The organism is Flavitalea sp. (assembly GCF_035489435.1).
Taxonomy (GTDB): Bacteria; Bacteroidota; Bacteroidia; order Chitinophagales; family Chitinophagaceae; genus DATHKG01.
This window is the reverse complement of record NZ_DATHKG010000158.1, coordinates 21646-38901: the sequence shown is the minus strand read 5'-3', so window position 1 is coordinate 38901 and position 17256 is coordinate 21646. Positions and strand designations below refer to the sequence as shown.

Here is a 17256-nt window from a genome sequence, read left to right as displayed (position 1 = left end):
ATCTCATAAAATGTAACAAATCCAAAAGCCGGGGCGTCACAGAGTTGTAATAACTGAAACTCACCTCAATTACACCTGCCATGATAAAAAACTATTTTAAGATTGCATTCCGGAATATTACCCGTCATAAAGCATATGCATTAATAAATATTTCCGGCCTGGCTATCGGGATGGCTTGCAGTATACTTATCCTGTTATGGGTTCAGCATGAATTGAGTTATGATCGGTTCCATAAAAATGCTGATCACATATTTCGCATAACCTGTAACGCGAGTGACTTCAAAGCAGCGGTGAACACGGCAGGGATGCCGGCCGGGTTAAAGGCGGAGTTACCGGCTGTAAGGAACTTCGTAAGACTCAGTCATCTGACCACCACGTTATTTGAAGCCGGTGAAAATAAGTTCCAAGAGAAAAATACTTTTTATGCTGACTCTACTTTTTTGGAGATATTCTCATTCCCTTTGATTGCCGGTAATCCAACGACAGCGCTTGCAAGACCAGACGCCGTAGTGCTCACTCAATCGATGGCAAAAAAGTATTTTGGCAAGAACCAGGCCCTGGGGAAAACCCTGAAAAGAAACAATGGTGATTTTGTAACCGTTACAGGAATCTTTGCTGACCTGCCGCCAAACTCTCATCTCAAATTTGATTTTATAATGCCCATGTCTGCAATAGCCAATACAGACCAGGATCTGAAAATCAATACATGGGGCAATTTTAATTATTATGCATACCTGCTGTTAGACAAAACTGTTGTAGCCGGAACGGCCTCGGCGAAAAAGTTTGAAAAGCAGATGGATGCGATCTATAAAACAAAACAGCCGAAGTTCAAGATCAATTTTCAAATACAGCCGCTGACCAGCATTCATCTTCATTCAAACTTACAGGTAGATCTTCCGGGACATGGTAATGTTCAATATGTAAACATTTTTTTGATCGTTGCTGTATTTATCCTCGTAGTTGCCTGCATCAATTTCATGAACCTTGCCACAGCGAGATCTGCCCGGAGGGCCAGGGAAGTAGGCATAAGAAAAGTAGCCGGCGCAAAGCGTGGACAACTCATTCAGCAGTTCATGGGCGAATCGCTGGTAATCTCATTCCTGGCATTATTGATTGCCATTGGCCTCGTGTTTATCTTTCTCCCATTGTTCAATAATATTGCCGGTAAAAAGCTTAGCATCAATTTTATGGATGGGAAGATCTGGCTGGGCCTGGCGGGTATGGCTTTGGCAACCGGGCTTGTTTCGGGCAGTTATCCTGCATTGTTCCTATCAGGATTTCGCCCGGTGAAAGTGTTAAAGGGGTCATTAAATAAATCAGGTGGCAGCCTGTTCTTCCGGAATACCCTTGTAGTTACACAATTTATCGTTTCCATTGTGCTGTTGATTGGTACCGTAGTTGTTTACAAGCAACTGAATTTTATTCATAAAAGAAACATCGGGTTTGACAAGGAGAATCTTCTCTATATGCCTATGACGGGCGAGATGTGGGGTAAGCTAGATGCAATGAAGGCTGCTTTAAAACAAAACCCTTTAACAACAGAATTCACAATCATAAATGATCTCCCGACAAATCTCACTTCAGGTACGATAGATGTTGTATGGGAAGGAAAAGATCCAAAGTCACAGGTAGTGATTCCCAACCTGGCTATCTCTGAAAACTTCATCAGGATATTCAAGATGCAACTTTTAAGCGGTCGGGATTTTTCTGAATCCTTTAAAGGCGATTCCTCCAACTTCCTTGTTAATGAAACTGCCCTTAAAGTTATGGGAATAAAAACCAGTGAAGCAGTAGGCAAATCCCTGTCTATGTGGGGAAACAAAGGTGTTATCATCGGCGTAGTAAAAGATTTTAATTTCAAACCTATTCAGCAGCCAATCGAACCTCTTGTTCTTAACCTCAATCGGTGGGGCGGGTTTGTAATTGTGCGAACTTCACCAGGTAATAGTGAAGCAACCATAAAAGCGTTGAAACGAATCAGCGATGATCTTAACCCGGCTTATCCTTTTGCATTTAATTTCCTTGATCAGGACATAGCTAATCTTTACCAGGGCGAGCAACGTCTCGGTACATTGTTCAACATATTTGCGGTATTGGCCATACTGATATCAAGTATGGGTTTATATGGATTGTCGGCCTTTCTTGCGGAACAACGCAGGCGCGAGATAGGGGTGAGGAAAGTACTTGGAGCTTCTGTATTCGGGATTATGTATTTATTATCCACCGGCTTCACGAAGTTAATCTTGCTGGCGATACTTATTGCTATCCCGGTTTCATGGTACTTCATCAATAGCTGGCTTGAAAGTTATGCTTATCATATTGATATAAGCTGGCTGATATTTGTAGTTGCTTCAATCATTGCTTTAATGATAGCCTGGATAACGGTAAGTTATGAGTCCCTGAAAGCAGCAGTTACAAATCCTGTCCGCAGTCTCCGATCTGAGTAAGATTAAACCTTCATTATATTGGACTATAATTATCGGGTTGTAATTATTTGGCTTTAATTATAAGACGCAATATAAAAAATGTCAATTCCAGACAGTAAATGTCCGAAAACGAACAGTTTCGTAGATTGTTAAAGCTATAACTGGCTGATCATGAGAACTTATTACAATTGGCTTATTTTTCGTGGATTCAGCAGTATTGGACATAAAATAACTGCCAACTATGCTGAGAAACTATTTTAAGGTCGCCTTGCGAAACTTATGGCGCTACAAAGGATTTAGTTTGATAAACATCCTCGGGCTTACTATTGGAATCGCGGGTTGCCTGGTAATTGGATTATTTGTGCACGATGAGCTTCAGTATGATAAATTCGTTCGCAATGGAGATAATATTTATCGGATTTATCTGAAAACCACTACTGCATCCGGCAACACATCGTCAGCAAATACACCGCCGGTTTTCGCACCTTATCTTCAGCAGCATTATCCGGAAGTAGAGAACACAAGCCGTTTGTTGATGTGGAGTGGAAAAAAATTGCTGGAAGCCGGTGATGTTCGGGGTTACGAAGAAAAAGGATTCATAGCGGATTCAACGTTCTTTGACATGTTTCCATTGGAATTTGTGAAAGGTGACAGTAAACATGGCCTGGAAGGAAGGTTATCAATTGTAATAAGTGAACCTTTAGCAAAAAAATATTTCAAAAATGCTGATCCGGTTGGCCAGGTGATCAAACTTGACAAAGTGGATTTTATTGTTAGAGGTGTTTTTGCGCCTTTACCAGAACACTTTCATCTGGACTTCAATTACATGTTGTCGATAGCTTCGGCGGACCTTCCGCGTGATCTGCTCGGAAGCTGGCGTTGGCAACAGTTTTTTACATATGTACGTCTCAAGCCTAATGCTGATATAAAGGCACTTCAGAATAAGTTCCACACAGCTATTACAAAAGAGGCACATCCACAAACTAAGGTGCAGGGATTTACTTATTTACCCTATTTCCAACCATTAAAAAGTATTCATCTTGGTTCAGCTGAGTTTAGTTTTGATATTGCGAAAAGAGGGAACGAAACTTATGTAAAAGGTTTAATAGTGATTGCCTTGTTTGTATTGGTTATAGCTTGTTTTAATTTTATCAACCTGGCAACTGCAAGGTCGTTCCGCAGGGCAAAAGAAATTGGGTTGCGGAAAGTAGTTGGGGCAGACAGGATTCAACTGATTATTCAATATACCGGTGAAACGATTTTCTTGTCATTGATTGCAATTATATTCGCTACTATATCGACCATTATTATCATTCATTACCTGAATAGCTTTACCGGCAAATCCATACAATTTAACCCTGTAATAAATCCTTTGCTTGGTTTCGCGCTCCTGGCCTTTGCTGTAATGATTGGTGTTTTATCAGGTTTATATCCTGCGTTAATTATGTCCGGTTTTCAACCGATAAGGGTATTAAAAGGGCTGAAACCAACAAAAAATACCAGCAGTTCATCCGGCAGCATCCGCCAGGCACTGGTGATAGGGCAATTTGCATTATCCGCTTTCCTGATTGTAAGCACAGTGATTGTTTACCGTCAAATGAATTTTTTACATCAGAAAGATCTTGGCTTTAGTAAAGACCAATTAATCTATTTTGATGTACGGAGTGGAGTTGCATCAAATTCACAGCTGTTTAAAGATGAATTAAAATCTTTTCCTGGCGTTATCGGAGTTACCGGTGGTTATGGACTTCCGGGCGACGCAGTGGCAGGTGATGGAATCACGGTACCGGGGAAGGATGGTGATCAATCACATGGGGCGGTACAACTGATTGTGGATTATGATTACATCCATACCATGAATTTGAAGATGGTAGCCGGACGTCCATTTTCAAAAGAATTTGCAACTGATGCAGAAGAGGCTTTTATCATCAATGAAACGGCGGTTCGGGAATTGGGATTCATTACGCCTGTAAAAGCCCTTGGTCAGCGATTGAACTGGGACAAATGGATACCTGATTCAATCAACCCCGTAAAAAAAGGAAAGGTTATAGGTGTGGTAAAAGACTTTCATGTTAAGAGTTTACATGAGAAACTAAGTACAACAGTGCTCCAGATTTATCCCCCTGTTTTAGAGAAGATGGCAGTTAAAGTCAGGACGGAAAATCTTGCAGCAACTATCAGTTCGATAAAAGCGGTTTGGAACAGGCTGGCACCTGATTACCCATTTGATTATAAATTTCTTGATGAAAATTTTGCGGCTATGTATAGCCAGGAAGATAAGCTGAGCACTATACTTCTTGTATTTACCGTTATGGCGGTTTTTGTAGGTTGTATGGGCTTGTTTGGGCTCACGGCTTTTGCAGCTGAACAAAGAGTGAAGGAAATAGGAATTCGAAAAGTATTGGGTGCCAGTGTTGCGGGTATTGTTACTATGCTTTGCAGTTCATTTCTGAGGCCTGTGATAATAGCATTCATCATAGCGTTCCCACTTTCATGGTGGATAATGAATGGTTGGTTGCAAGACTTCCCATACCGGGTTTCAATCAGCTGGGTTGTATATCTTGTCGCGGCGTTTACAGCACTAGGCATAGCACTCGTCACCATAAGTTTTCAATCTATAAAAGCGGCTACCGCGGATCCGGTCAAAAATTTAAGGACAGAATAAACCATTTTTATAGAATTTTATTTCCACATATTTATGCTGAACTAAGTAGAATTGAGAAGGAAAGATATAAATGTAATCATGTAGACCATAAAATAATCGTCATTAGGTTGTCCTGATTATTTTAATTTTGATTATGATTGATCGCGATTATTTGTTGGAAGTTTTCAAGGCTTCCCGGAATCCGTGTTTTATAGTTCTTCCTGATTCACCTGTTTTCACTATAGTTGCAGCCAGCAAGATATTTTTATCTGCCATTGCAGCTAATGAAAACGAAATCATTAATAAAAGTACAGCTGAAATTTTCCCAGGCTCTCCGGCCGCAACTAATTCAGTAACTGAATCCATCCTGATTCAATCATTCAACAAGGTCATTGTTACCGCGAAATCGCAACCCGTGGCTAACTGGTGTCCCGATCCTTCGCACCTGAATGCAAACCAGGAATTGATGTATTGGGAAGGTGAAAGCATTCCTTTATTTGATGAAATGGGTGCACTGAAATATATACTTCATTCGGCAATTGATATTACTGATCGCGAAAGAGTGGCAGAGAAGATCAGGGACAGTGAGGAGAAGAGCAGGCTGATTATGAATGCCGCGCTTGATGCAATCATTTGTATGGATATTAGAGGTGACATTACATTCTGGAACCCAAAAGCGAAGGCACTTTTTGGATGGGATACTAACGAAGTAATGGGGAAAAAGCTTTCTACATTTATTATCCCGGAAAGGTTCCGGCATCGTCATGATGCTGGTCTTGATCATTATCTTAGAACCGGGGAAAAACGGGCGCTTAACCGGATTCTTGAACTCGACGGCCTGAGGCGTGGGGGTGATGAATTCCCCGTTGAACTAACTGTTATCCCAATCAGCCAACCTAACGAATCATTTTTCTGTGCATTCATCAGGGATATATCGGCACGCAAAAAAGCAGAAGAAAATATAAAGCAACAAGCCATCCAGCTTGAAATCTCAAATAAGGAACTGGAACAATTCGCTTATGTAGCATCTCATGATCTGCAGGAACCGCTTAGGATGGTCACTAGTTTCTTAAAGCAATTGGAGAGCAGATATTCAGATATTATCGACGACAGGGGTAAACAGTATATCCATTTTGCAGTTGATGGAGCAAAAAGGATGAGACAAATCATTCTTGATTTACTCGAGTTTTCAAAAGTAGGGCGATGGGAAAAAAGGATGGAACCGGTCGACATAAAGAAACTTGTTCAGGAGAGCTTACAATTATTAGCAAACCAGATAGAAGAAGCCGGGGCTATGGTTACCATTCGACCTCTACCTGTTATTTCAACATATAAAACGCCACTAACACAGGTATTTCAAAATCTTCTAAGCAATGCTCTTAAATACCGGCAGGATGCCAGAGCACCGCTGATTGAAATCAGTGCCCAAGAAAATGAATCAGACTGGGAATTCTGCGTAAAAGATAATGGTATTGGGATAAGCAAAGAATATTACGAAAGGGTATTTGTAATTTTTCAAAGACTTCATAACCGGGGCGAGTATTCAGGTACCGGTATCGGGCTCGCAATTGTAAAAAAGATTATCACCCACCTTGGAGGAAAAATCTGGATTAATTCCCAGGAAGGAAAAGGAACAGCATTTCATTTTACCATTCCAAAATCTGATAGTTCCGGAGACTAATCAGGCCGTTTAAACAATGTCAGCATACAGAAAAACTTGAGTATTTTAGTGATGGTTTTGCGTCCGTGGGGAAATCGATGTCTCGGTATCATCTAAAAACAATTTCTGATGTTTAAAGACAAAAGGCCCGTTAAGATACTTGTAATAGAGGATAATCCGGGCGATTTCACTTTGATACAAGATTACCTCCAAGAGCAATTTGCAAATCCCGAAATTAAACATGCCCGCACTTTCGCAGGCGCCAAGGCCTTGCTCACTGTCCATGAAGCTCACTACGAAGTTATATTGTTGGATCTGTCACTTTCTGACAGGAGTGGAGAGTCATTGATAGCGGAAGTCACTTCTCTTGGTTGGGACAGTGTAGTCATTGTTCTGACCGGTTTTTCGGATATGAGTTTTAGTGTTAAATCAATCGCTTTAGGTGCAGCCGACTACCTGATGAAAGATGACATTAATGCAACCACCTTATATAAAAGTATTATCTATAATATTGAGCGCAAGAAAATGAATCAGCAATTGACTGAATCCGAAAAGAGGTTCAGCAACCTTTTTCAAATGAGCCCGCAACCTATGTGGGTGTATGATCCGGTTACACTGATGATCGTCCAGGTAAATATTGCAGCAATCAACAAATACGGATATAGCGAAGCAGAATTTCTAAATCTGAGTATTATGGATATCAGGCCTGAAGAAGATATACCAAAAGTAAGAACCCTGATTGAAAGTCGCGATCACTTGTCGCTTAACTTAACTGCTAACAGGTTCCGTCATCGAAAAAAATCCCAGGAAATAATTGATGTAGAAATTTATAGCAGCCCTATAGTTTTACAAGATAAAGCTTACCGCTCAGTAATTGCCATTGATGTAACAGAGAAGATATTAGTCGACCATAAAATCACAAAAGCAATTATCAAAACCCAGGAAGATGAGAGATATGAAATCGGCAGTGAATTACATGATAATGTTTGTCAATTGCTTGCCACAAGCCAGATGCTGCTTGGAATGCTGAAAAATTCCATTGATCCTGCCGGCACAAGATTGTTTGATCAGTGCAAACAATATATTTCAATGGCATTGAATGATATCAGGAATGTCAGCCACAGGCTTGCACCCGCCTTCCATGAAGAATCGACCATGGAAGAAGCGCTTCGTAACTTAATCAGGAATTCCAATCCTGGCAACAACCATAAAATAGCTATGAAATTTTCTGAACTTGTTAATAAAAGCCGGCTTGGGAGAGAATTACAATTAAATCTTTACCGGATACTCCAGGAGCAGCTTAGAAATATTAATAAATATGCGAACGCTCAATCAATAACAATTGATGTTGATATTGAGGAGCAAAATCTTATTATGAAGATTATTGACGATGGAGTGGGCTTTGACATTTCGGAAGTAAAAGCCGGGATAGGACTTTCCAACATGAAAAGGCGGGCTGAATTGTTTGCAGGCAAAATGAATATAGATTCATCACCAGGCGAAGGCTGTAAAATTACTGTAGAGATTCCACTTAAAAATGTTGATACTCACAGCAACAAAGAAATTGCCAATGCATAGCATTCAATGACCAGGATCACCTTGATTCGACCACTCACAACTCACAACTAAATTCAGTAGGTTTCTACTATCATCTCAACTTCAACTAACATATTAAACGGGAGCGTATTTACACCCAGGGCTGTTCTTGCATGTTTACCTTTGTCACCAAAAATTTCAACCATAAGGTCAGAAAATCCATTCATCACTTTAGGCTGATCATGGAAGTTATCTTCAGAGTTTACATATCCATTTACCTTGACTATCCTTTTCACTTTGTTTAAATCACCAAGCTCTTGCTTTAAAACAGCCAGGTGTATTGCTCCCGTCAATCTTGCAGCCTGGTAGCCCTGATCAATGGAGACATCTTTTCCCAGCTTTCCCTTTAAATATTCACCGTTTTCCAGTTGTGGCCCTTTGCCCGACAAATAGATAAGATTACCGGTACGGACAGCATGAACATAATTAGCCACTGGCGACTTAAGTTCATGCAGTTTTATTCCTGACTTTATCAGTCTCTCTTCTGGCGACTGGCTGAAGACATAAACACTTATCAAAAGGCAGGATAAAACGAAAAATGATCGCATAAACGTTGATTTGAGTTGTGAAGATATCGGATTGCCAGTAAAATGATTCTGCTAACCCCTTTATCCTGGTAAAGTCTTTTTGATAAATAAGCCTATCATATATGCAATTCGAAATATGCTGAAAAGACCAGATCTCTAAAGAATACATATCGAATAAATTTCATATTTTCAATATCAAACTTAACCTAATCTTATTTTATGCACCAACAATCTAACCGTCGTAGTTTCATAAGAACTACCTTGTCAGCTGCAGCAATAGGAGGCCTGGGCATGATTCCTTCTATATCCCTGGCGAATGATAAATTTGCTGACAGTTCTTTTTATGTAATCGGTCCAATGGAAGGTTTTTCACCCCAGATAGGTACCCTTGTAAGCATGCTAAACTATAACCGGATGACAATAATCCAGGTCGTTAAAGGGTTGACTATCCCGCAACTTGATTTTTTGCTTGATGACCAGGCAAATACAATAGGAGGATTGTTAATGCACCTGGCTGCTACTGAAAAATATTACCAGGTAAATACTTTTGAAGGCAGGCAGGAGTATAATGCAGATGAAAAAAAAATCTGGAATGCGGCATCGGAACTGGGAGATGCGGGAAGAAAAGAAATAAAGGGTAAAGAACTTTCATATTATCTGGATCTGCTGGAAACAGGCAGAAAAAAAACACTGGAAGAATTCAAAAAGAAAGATGATAAATGGCTGTTGGCTATAGATCCGATTTGGTCAAAAGAAGAAAAGCTCAACACTTATTGGAAATGGTTTCATGTGTGTGAACATGAAGCAAACCATCGCGGACAAATTTCATTCTTAAAGAGCCGGCTTCCGGGTGCTAAGAAAAGTGGGGGAGAAGGGTAGGTTTCTTTTCACATGTGATAGGAAATTTGACGCTGATTGTACATCCTTTTCCGGGATGAGAATTCAGGTCGAGTTTTCCATTGTAAGCCGCGGCCCGTCTCATCATATTGTTTAGGCCTATGCCTTCACTTGCTTTATAAGTATCGAATCCTATACCGTTGTCTTCAACTTTTAATAAGATGTCGGTTTTGTTTTGTGAGAGCGTGACTTTGACCAGGCTCGCTTTTGCGTGTTTTATAATATTATTGAGCTGTTCCTGTATTATTCTAAAAATATTTAACTGGAATTTGCTGTCCGATCCATATTCGACAAAACTGCTGGTTGAACATTTAATAACAAAGTTATTTGTCTCCATGGTATCGTTTACAATTTGGTTTATGGCATCTTTAAGACCCATGTTTTTTATCGTATCTGTTACCAGGCTGCGGCTTAAATTTCGTATTTCGTTTATCGCCATTAGCGTATATTCTGATGATTTGGTGATATAAATTTCGGCATCCTTACCACCGTTTTTTGCTATGTCGAGATAGAGCTTTGAAGCACCTAAGAGCTGATTGATATTGTCATGAAGTTCCTGTCCTATGCTGGATCGTTCCTCATCCCTGGCATCTGCCATGGCATTGGCAATCTGGAGGTCTTTAAGGTTAATTTCTTTTGCATGTTGTAATTCCACGATATTTTCTTTGTCAACCTGGACTTGTATCTGGTTTTTCAGTTCCCAAAGACTGCTTGTGTCCTGGATGCTTCCTATCAGATGTAAGGCTTTTCCTTTTTCGTTTCTAATGATACTTGCCCTTGTGGTAATGTTTGCTATTGAACCGTCATATCGTTTAATCTTAAATGAGTCGTTCCAGTTTTCAGAAATCCCATCAATTGCCAGTTGAATTTTTTGCTCTATTGCAGCTCTTTCGTCAGGCATTAATAAATTCAGGCAATCCTTATACCTGATAGTGTTGGCTCTGACACGATAGCCAAAAACTTCTTCTATGCTGTCACCAACATACATAAGCCCCGTTGCTATATTCCAGTCCCACATGACATCATATGAATTCCTGGCTATTTCTTTTATCCAGTCATTATTTTCTTCAACCAGCAATGCCGACTTTTTCAAAGCGATTTTAATGTCCCTGGCTATTGATTTTGCTTTTTTGATATCAAGGCTTTTTTGTTTAGTCTGCACCATCAACAGATGGCGTTTTGTTTTTATTTTCTGAGTACGATCAATTTTGAATTGTTTGGAAATGGCAAGCTGTATATCGTGTTCAACTGTTTCGGCTTTCACTGCATCAATATATTCTTGTTTTAGTATCTGTTGGCTCTGATCTACTATAGTTGTGATTGATTTTTCTATCCCATCATCGTCCAGAAAAACTGCCGAGGTAATCATACAACGAAAAGACTCCTGGTTTTTTTTGAAGGCCGTTCCTTCCGCACTGGAGCTTCCTTCCGCAGTCTGCTCTTTTATCATTCTGGTAAAACTGATTTCTGAAACATCAAAAATATCGGCACGGCTTTTTGATAACAATTCCTTCATTGTATATCCCAGTAACTCGCAACAGGCGGAGTTGGCGATCAGGATGTTGCCGTTGCTGACAATCGAAATAAGGTTGGCTTGTAGCGAGTGATCAAATGCTAAATGATGCAATGCATCATTGGCGGTGGATGGTAAAGGAACGTCAATACTGGCAGATTTACGTGTAGGGGTTGCAGGTGTTTTAGGCATATGGGATTAGGTTCGCTTGTAATATAGACCTATTTACCCATAAGAAATGATTAATAACAACACCATAAGATTAAATTCTGTGACATGGAGAAATAATGCTCAAAATCCAGCCAACAACACAGTTTTACCCCTATGCCTAAGTGTTTTTTGATATATGAAAAAGCGCTGAAATTAAGTGCTTCTTTAATAACGTTCATCATCAAACGATAATTTCGTATAATTTATGCTGGCCTGATAATATTTGACAAAGAGCCATGCGGTTTAAATTCATGGCAACTGCAAAACTAAGGTTGAATAAAAATGAAATGGAGCAATCATTATCTTTAACAGATGGAAAAGATGAACACCCTGGTGTGCATGGAACCAGGCAAATTTGAATACAAGGATGCCTTCCGGCCAACCATGGCTTCCGGGCATGCTATCCTTAAAATAAAAAAGATTGGCATCTGCGGTACCGATTTACACGCTTATGAAGGAACCCAACCCTATTTTTCCTATCCAAGAATCTTAGGCCATGAACTGGCTGCAGAGTTAGTAGATTGGGATGGAGCCGAAGGATTCAGAAAAGGCGAAACCGTTACTTTTATTCCATACCTGCATTGCGGTATTTGTATAGCTTGCCGACTGGGAAAAACAAATTGCTGTCAGTACCTCAAGGTGAGCGGTGTTCACCAGGATGGAGGAATGGTAGAATATTTATCTGTTCCATCTTCACTATTGGTTCATGGTAACGGCTTAACTACCGATGAACTGGCACTTGTTGAACCCCTGGCCATTGGTGCACACGGAATAGCAAAAGCTGGGATTAAAGAAAGTGAGTTTGTGTTGATCACAGGAGCAGGACCTATTGGATTGGGCGCGATGGAGATGGCAAAAATTGCAGGGGCCAAAGTAATAGCCCTGGACGTGAATGAAAACAGGCTGAAATTCTGTAAGGAAAAACTAAATGTCTTTCATACAATTAATGCATTGTCTCCAGACATCTATAATCAATTAATGGAATTAACCTCAGGTGAAATGCCAGCAACCGTAATAGATGCCACAGGAAACCTGAAAGCAATTAATAATGCTTTTAATTATATTGCTCATGGTGGGAAATATCTGCTGATTGGTTTGCAAAAAGGAGATATCACATTCAGCCATCCTGAGTTTCACAAACGTGAAGCTACATTGATGAGCAGTCGGAATGCAACGCGGTCAGATTTTGAATATGTTATTAATTGCATGAAACTCGGACTGATCGATCCCACAAATTATATTACACACCGTGTAGCTTTTACTGAAGTGAAAGAACAATTCGGCGATTGGTTAAATCCTCAAAGCGGTGTCATTAAAGTAATGGTATCAGTCTGATGAACATCAGGTTGCCGGTCTTTTATTTGGCAATCCAGGGATAATTTTTCAATATTGTTGCAGATTGCAACAATAGTAAAACTCTTCTAAATACTGCTCATTATGAAATCTTTTTTTTTATTGACACTGATTGGTTCACTTACGCTACCGGCCATAAATGCACAGACGCCCAAAACCCCTTCTGCAGGAACTATTGTAACAACCCAATATGGACAACTGGAAGGAGTTAAGGAAGCCAGCGGCATTTATGCTTTCAAAGGAATTCCATTCGCAGCTCCGCCGGTTGGCGAACTTCGATGGAAGGAACCGCAGCCTCTCAAAAAATGGGATGGAGTGCGCAGGGCAGTGGCATTTGGTCCGAGAGCTATGCAAAAACCAATTTTTGGAGATATGGGATTTCGTTCAGATGGTGAAAATGAAGACTGCCTTTATCTCAATGTGTGGACACCCGCCAAATCACCTAAGGAAAAACTGCCGGTACTTGTTTATTTTTATGGAGGTGGATTTATGGCAGGTGATGGATCTGAGTCTCGTTATGATGGCGAACAGATGGCTAAAAAAGGCATTGTTGCACTTACGGTTAACTACCGGTTAGGTGTATTCGGATTTTTCACACATCCTGAATTAACAAAAGAATCGCCGCATAAAGCATCCGGCAACTATGGTTTACTTGATCAACAGACTGCTTTAGCCTGGGTCAAAGATAATATTGCCGCATTCGGAGGTGATCCAAAACGGGTAACTATAGCCGGTGAGTCCGCGGGCTCAATTGCAGTAAGCGCATTGATGGCATCACCATTATCAAAGGACCTTATAGCCGGCGCTATTGGTGAAAGCGGTTCTATCATGGGAACGCTTACTCCGGTGACACTACCTGAAGCGGAAAAAATCTGTGTTCAGTTTGCTGATGGTCTCGGTGCTAATTCACTGGCAGCATTGAGGGCAATGCCGGCAAACCAATTGCTGGATGCAACAGTAAAACCGGGCGTACCAAGATTTCCGATTGTTATAGACGGATACTTCCTGCCTAAACAGCCTGTAGCAATTTTTGCAGCAGGAGAACAGGCAAAGGTTCCTCTATTGGTTGGCTGGAATTCTGAAGAGATGAGTTATCGCATGTTGTTAGGGGCAGAAATCCCAACTCCAGAGAACTATCGCAAAGCTGTTGAGAAAGCATATGGTGAAAAAACGGAAGAGGTATTGAAGCTTTATCCCGCGTCAACCCAGGATGAAGTTGTTCAAAGCGCAACTGATCTTTCCAGCGACAGATTCATTGGATTCAGCACCTGGAAATGGTCCGATATGCAGGCCAAAACAGGAACCAAACCAGTATACCGGTATTATTTCTCGCGTCCGAGGCCGGCAATGAACGCTTCGATGGGAAATGCAACACCAGGCCTTGCAGGTGGGGTTGTCAAAAATTCAGATGCACCAAAACCGCCACCAGCCCGTGGTGCTGTTCATTCGGCTGAAATAGAATATGCTATGGGTAATCTTGCCGGTAACAAGGTTTATGCCTGGACACCCGATGACTATAAAGTATCTCAAGTGATGCTTGATTATTTCGCGAATTTTATCAAAACAGGGAATCCAAACGGCAAGGGACTGCCCCGGTGGCCAACAGTTGGAGCCAATGAAGCTGAAGTCATGATCATTGATGTCAACACCCGTGCCGAAAAAGAAAAACACCGTGACCGTTATTTGTTTCTTGATCAGGCTGCAGCTAAATAGGGTCACCTGATTAAATTATTTATTAGTGATTACTTTATAAATTATTTACTACAACATCACTCATTATTCAGACAACATCACTTAGTCATATAAATATAAATTCCCGGCAGTTTTGGTTCTGCCGGGAATTATATTTTTCATTAAATGAAATTTGAATCAATACTGGTAACGGGAAAACAGGTTAATCACTTTTCAATCTTGCTGAATTGAAAACATGATAAAAAGCTTTGACATTATTTTGCTTTTTCAGCACAGGTAACCATCCATTGCACACTATATTTGTCAGTAAAACTTCCAAAATAATCTCCCCAGAACATATCCTGCAAATCCATAGTTATCTTTCCGCCTGCGGATAAAGCTTCAAATAGTTTTTTTGTTTCTGTCCTTGTATCAATATGAAGATTGATATGAATATTATTTCCAAAATTTACCTGGAAACCCATAGAAGCCGGCGCATCAGTTCCCATCAAAATGTGACCACCAATTATGGGCAACTCGATATGAACAACCATATTTTTGTCTGCTTCAGCAAGAGGGGGCATTCCTTCCTGCGGGGGCATTGATCCAAAACGGACTATCCCACTGCCACCGAAATCACCTCCAAATCTGATTTGTAAAAATTAAAAACTTCCTCGGTATTACCGGGGAAATTAAGATAAGTGCTGACTTTTGACATTGTTTAAGGTTTTGATTGTGTTATGGAATTGTGTTATAGGTGAATTGATTAATAGTCGTTATTTTTTTGGATTTTTCTTCTTTTTAGACTGAACAGCAACCAGGTATTTATCGAGCCGATCATATTTTTTATCCCAGTATTGCCGATACTGCTCAATCCATCGGGTAACATCTGCCAAATGATCCAACCTGGCTTCACAAAATCTTTCTCTTCCTTCCTTACGAACAGTAACAAGCCCACACTCCGTAAGAATTTTTATCTGTTGTGAAACCGCTGGCCGGCTGATATCAAACCTATCAGCAATCGCATTCAGGTTCATTGGCTTACCTGCAATCATCCCTATTATCTGCCTCCGGGTGGGGTCAGCTATTGCCTGGAAAACATCCCTTCTCGCTTCCATAATAGTAACGTAAGTATTTGCTTACAAATATATGAGTAAGCATTTACTTACACAAATATTGTTTTGAAAAAGTTATTCTTTTTTCAGGCAACTGATCACTACAGAATTATATTTTAATAAGTGTTTTTTTTTAAGCGGGTATGACGTTTTTAATCTTCTATCATGTAATTTGGCCCCGAATACTAATTGCTAAACCCCGACGCGATTTTCGCCGCTTAGAAACCAAAGAAACCTCAATGAAACTCAAAACGTTTGTGGCGCTGCTGCTATTACTATGCACAGTCTTGACCTCATGTAAAAAAGACTCCAACCTCAATGAAAAAGAAAAACAGGAACTCGAAGAACAAACTGCCGCACTTTTACCAAATGAAATCAGGGAACAGGAGGGGATCAGGTTTATTATCAATTATGATCAAGAAAGTGCAAAAATTGCTTTGAAGCTATTCAGAGGAACAGGAGTTGCCCAAACACCCATAAAATTAGATGAGGAACAACCATTTGTGAACTATTCCGTGTTAACAGATTCTTTGTCCGAGAACTCGGAATTTACGATCCAGGCAGATTTTTCAAGTGTTACAAAAGGCGGGACGATAGACATAACCGTAATTGGATTTACAAATCTTGACGCTTCGAAAAAGTTTACCGTATCCACCATTCAATTTTCGCCTACCGACCAGGGTTCTGTCAAAAGTATTTTACGGATGAAAAAAGGGCTTAAAAAATATTCGTTTTATGCTTTCCAATAGATAAGATGATTCCCCATTGTGGTGAGGCTTGATTATTTTAGCAATTGAAATAATCAAACTGTTCACATGAAATTAGCTACCTACAACGTTAATGGCGTTAACGGGAGACTCCCTGTTTTACTCCGATGGCTGCAAGAAGCGAAGCCGGATATAGTTTGTTTACAGGAATTGAAAGCACCCCAGGAAAAATTTCCTGAAACTGCAATCCGGGACCTGGATTACCATGCTATATGGCATGGACAAAAAAGCTGGAATGGTGTAGCTATTCTTTCAAAAGGTGTAAAGCCTGAAGAAGTAAGGCGGGCGCTCCCCGGCGATCCCGAAGACGTCCATAGTCGTTATATCGAAGCGCTTATCAATGATGTAGTTATTGGTTGTCTTTACCTGCCAAATGGAAATCCTGCCCCGGGGCCAAAGTTCGATTATAAGCTTGCTTGGTTCAAGCGTTTGCATGCACATGCAAAACAGTTGTTGGCCCATGATGTTCCGGCTGTACTTGCAGGTGATTATAATGTAATGCCCACTGAGCTTGATGTATATAAACCTGAACGGTGGTTGGATGATGCACTTTTCAGACCTGAAGTGCGTACGGCTTTTAAGAAACTTGTTGAACTTGGCTGGACGGATGCCATCAGGAAACTCTATCCTGATCAGAAAATCTACACTTTTTGGGATTATTTCCGAAACGCGTATGCCCGGGATGCCGGTTTACGAATCGATCATTTTTTATTAAGCGAACATATAAGCGACCGTCTTATCAGCGGTGGAGTGGATCGTCATGTGAGAGGCTGGGAAAAAACCAGCGATCATGCACCAACCTGGATCGAGCTAAAAGACAAGTAATTAATTTCGGTGCCTGTGCCATAAAGTCAGCTTAATCAATCTGGTGAAAAGT

General features: G+C 40.5%; 13 protein-coding genes. 9 read left to right on the top strand and 4 right to left on the bottom strand.

Features of this window, described 5'->3' with window-relative positions:
* Nucleotides 1-80 precede the first annotated feature (80 nt).
* The 4 genes from VK664_RS24390 to VK664_RS24375 all read left to right on the top strand — a co-directional run bounded on the left by VK664_RS24390 (nucleotide 81) and on the right by VK664_RS24375 (nucleotide 8308).
* The gene (locus VK664_RS24390; protein ID WP_461401333.1) at nucleotides 81-2447 is read left to right on the top strand and encodes an ABC transporter permease; all 2367 of its coding nucleotides are present in this window, start codon (nucleotides 81-83) and stop codon (nucleotides 2445-2447) included.
* Nucleotides 2448-2667: 220 nt separating this feature from the next.
* On the top strand, nucleotides 2668-5091 hold the full coding sequence (locus tag VK664_RS24385) for an ABC transporter permease (RefSeq protein WP_461401332.1): 2424 nt from the start codon (nucleotides 2668-2670) through the stop codon (nucleotides 5089-5091).
* 133 nt (nucleotides 5092-5224) lie between these two features.
* On the top strand, nucleotides 5225-6751 hold the full coding sequence (locus VK664_RS24380) for a PAS domain-containing sensor histidine kinase (RefSeq protein WP_461401331.1): 1527 nt from the start codon (nucleotides 5225-5227) through the stop codon (nucleotides 6749-6751).
* Between the two features lie 108 nt (nucleotides 6752-6859).
* On the top strand, nucleotides 6860-8308 hold the full coding sequence (locus VK664_RS24375; protein WP_461401330.1) for a PAS domain-containing sensor histidine kinase: 1449 nt from the start codon (nucleotides 6860-6862) through the stop codon (nucleotides 8306-8308).
* Nucleotides 8309-8361: 53 nt separating this feature from the next.
* On the opposite strand, the gene VK664_RS24370 is transcribed toward VK664_RS24375, so the two are convergent.
* Nucleotides 8362-8874, bottom strand: a complete 513-nt coding sequence (locus tag VK664_RS24370; protein ID WP_461401329.1) for a RidA family protein — start codon at nucleotides 8872-8874, stop codon at nucleotides 8362-8364.
* 198 nt (nucleotides 8875-9072) lie between these two features.
* Here VK664_RS24370 and VK664_RS24365 point away from each other — a divergent pair, with 198 nt between their 5' ends.
* Nucleotides 9073-9732 (top strand): DinB family protein, encoded by a 660-nt coding sequence (locus tag VK664_RS24365; RefSeq protein WP_461401328.1) that lies wholly within the window; start codon nucleotides 9073-9075, stop codon nucleotides 9730-9732.
* On the opposite strand, the gene VK664_RS24360 is transcribed toward VK664_RS24365, so the two are convergent.
* Complete coding sequence (locus tag VK664_RS24360; RefSeq protein ID WP_461401327.1) at nucleotides 9707-11455, bottom strand: PAS domain-containing sensor histidine kinase; 1749 nt, start codon at nucleotides 11453-11455, stop codon at nucleotides 9707-9709. The two genes, VK664_RS24365 and VK664_RS24360, sit on opposite strands and share 26 nt — an antisense overlap.
* A 339-nt stretch (nucleotides 11456-11794) precedes the next feature.
* Between VK664_RS24360 and VK664_RS24355 the strand changes: the two genes are divergently transcribed.
* A complete protein-coding gene (locus VK664_RS24355) occupies nucleotides 11795-12808 on the top strand; it encodes a zinc-binding alcohol dehydrogenase family protein (RefSeq protein ID WP_461401326.1) in 1014 nt (337 codons plus the stop codon).
* A gap of 102 nt (nucleotides 12809-12910) precedes the next feature.
* Nucleotides 12911-14539 (top strand): carboxylesterase/lipase family protein, encoded by a 1629-nt coding sequence (locus tag VK664_RS24350; protein WP_461401325.1) that lies wholly within the window; start codon nucleotides 12911-12913, stop codon nucleotides 14537-14539.
* A gap of 233 nt (nucleotides 14540-14772) precedes the next feature.
* Here VK664_RS24350 and VK664_RS24345 read toward each other — a convergent pair whose 3' ends face one another.
* Complete coding sequence (locus VK664_RS24345; protein WP_461401324.1) at nucleotides 14773-15099, bottom strand: VOC family protein; 327 nt, start codon at nucleotides 15097-15099, stop codon at nucleotides 14773-14775.
* Nucleotides 15100-15273: 174 nt separating this feature from the next.
* Entirely contained in the window at nucleotides 15274-15615 is a 342-nt protein-coding gene (locus tag VK664_RS24340) for an ArsR/SmtB family transcription factor (protein ID WP_461401323.1), read from the bottom strand.
* A gap of 236 nt (nucleotides 15616-15851) precedes the next feature.
* Between VK664_RS24340 and VK664_RS24335 the strand changes: the two genes are divergently transcribed.
* The gene (locus tag VK664_RS24335; protein ID WP_461401322.1) at nucleotides 15852-16361 is read left to right on the top strand and encodes a hypothetical protein; all 510 of its coding nucleotides are present in this window, start codon (nucleotides 15852-15854) and stop codon (nucleotides 16359-16361) included.
* A gap of 66 nt (nucleotides 16362-16427) precedes the next feature.
* A complete protein-coding gene (gene xth, locus VK664_RS24330; RefSeq protein ID WP_461401321.1) occupies nucleotides 16428-17204 on the top strand; it encodes an exodeoxyribonuclease III in 777 nt (258 codons plus the stop codon).
* Nucleotides 17205-17256 lie beyond the last annotated feature (52 nt).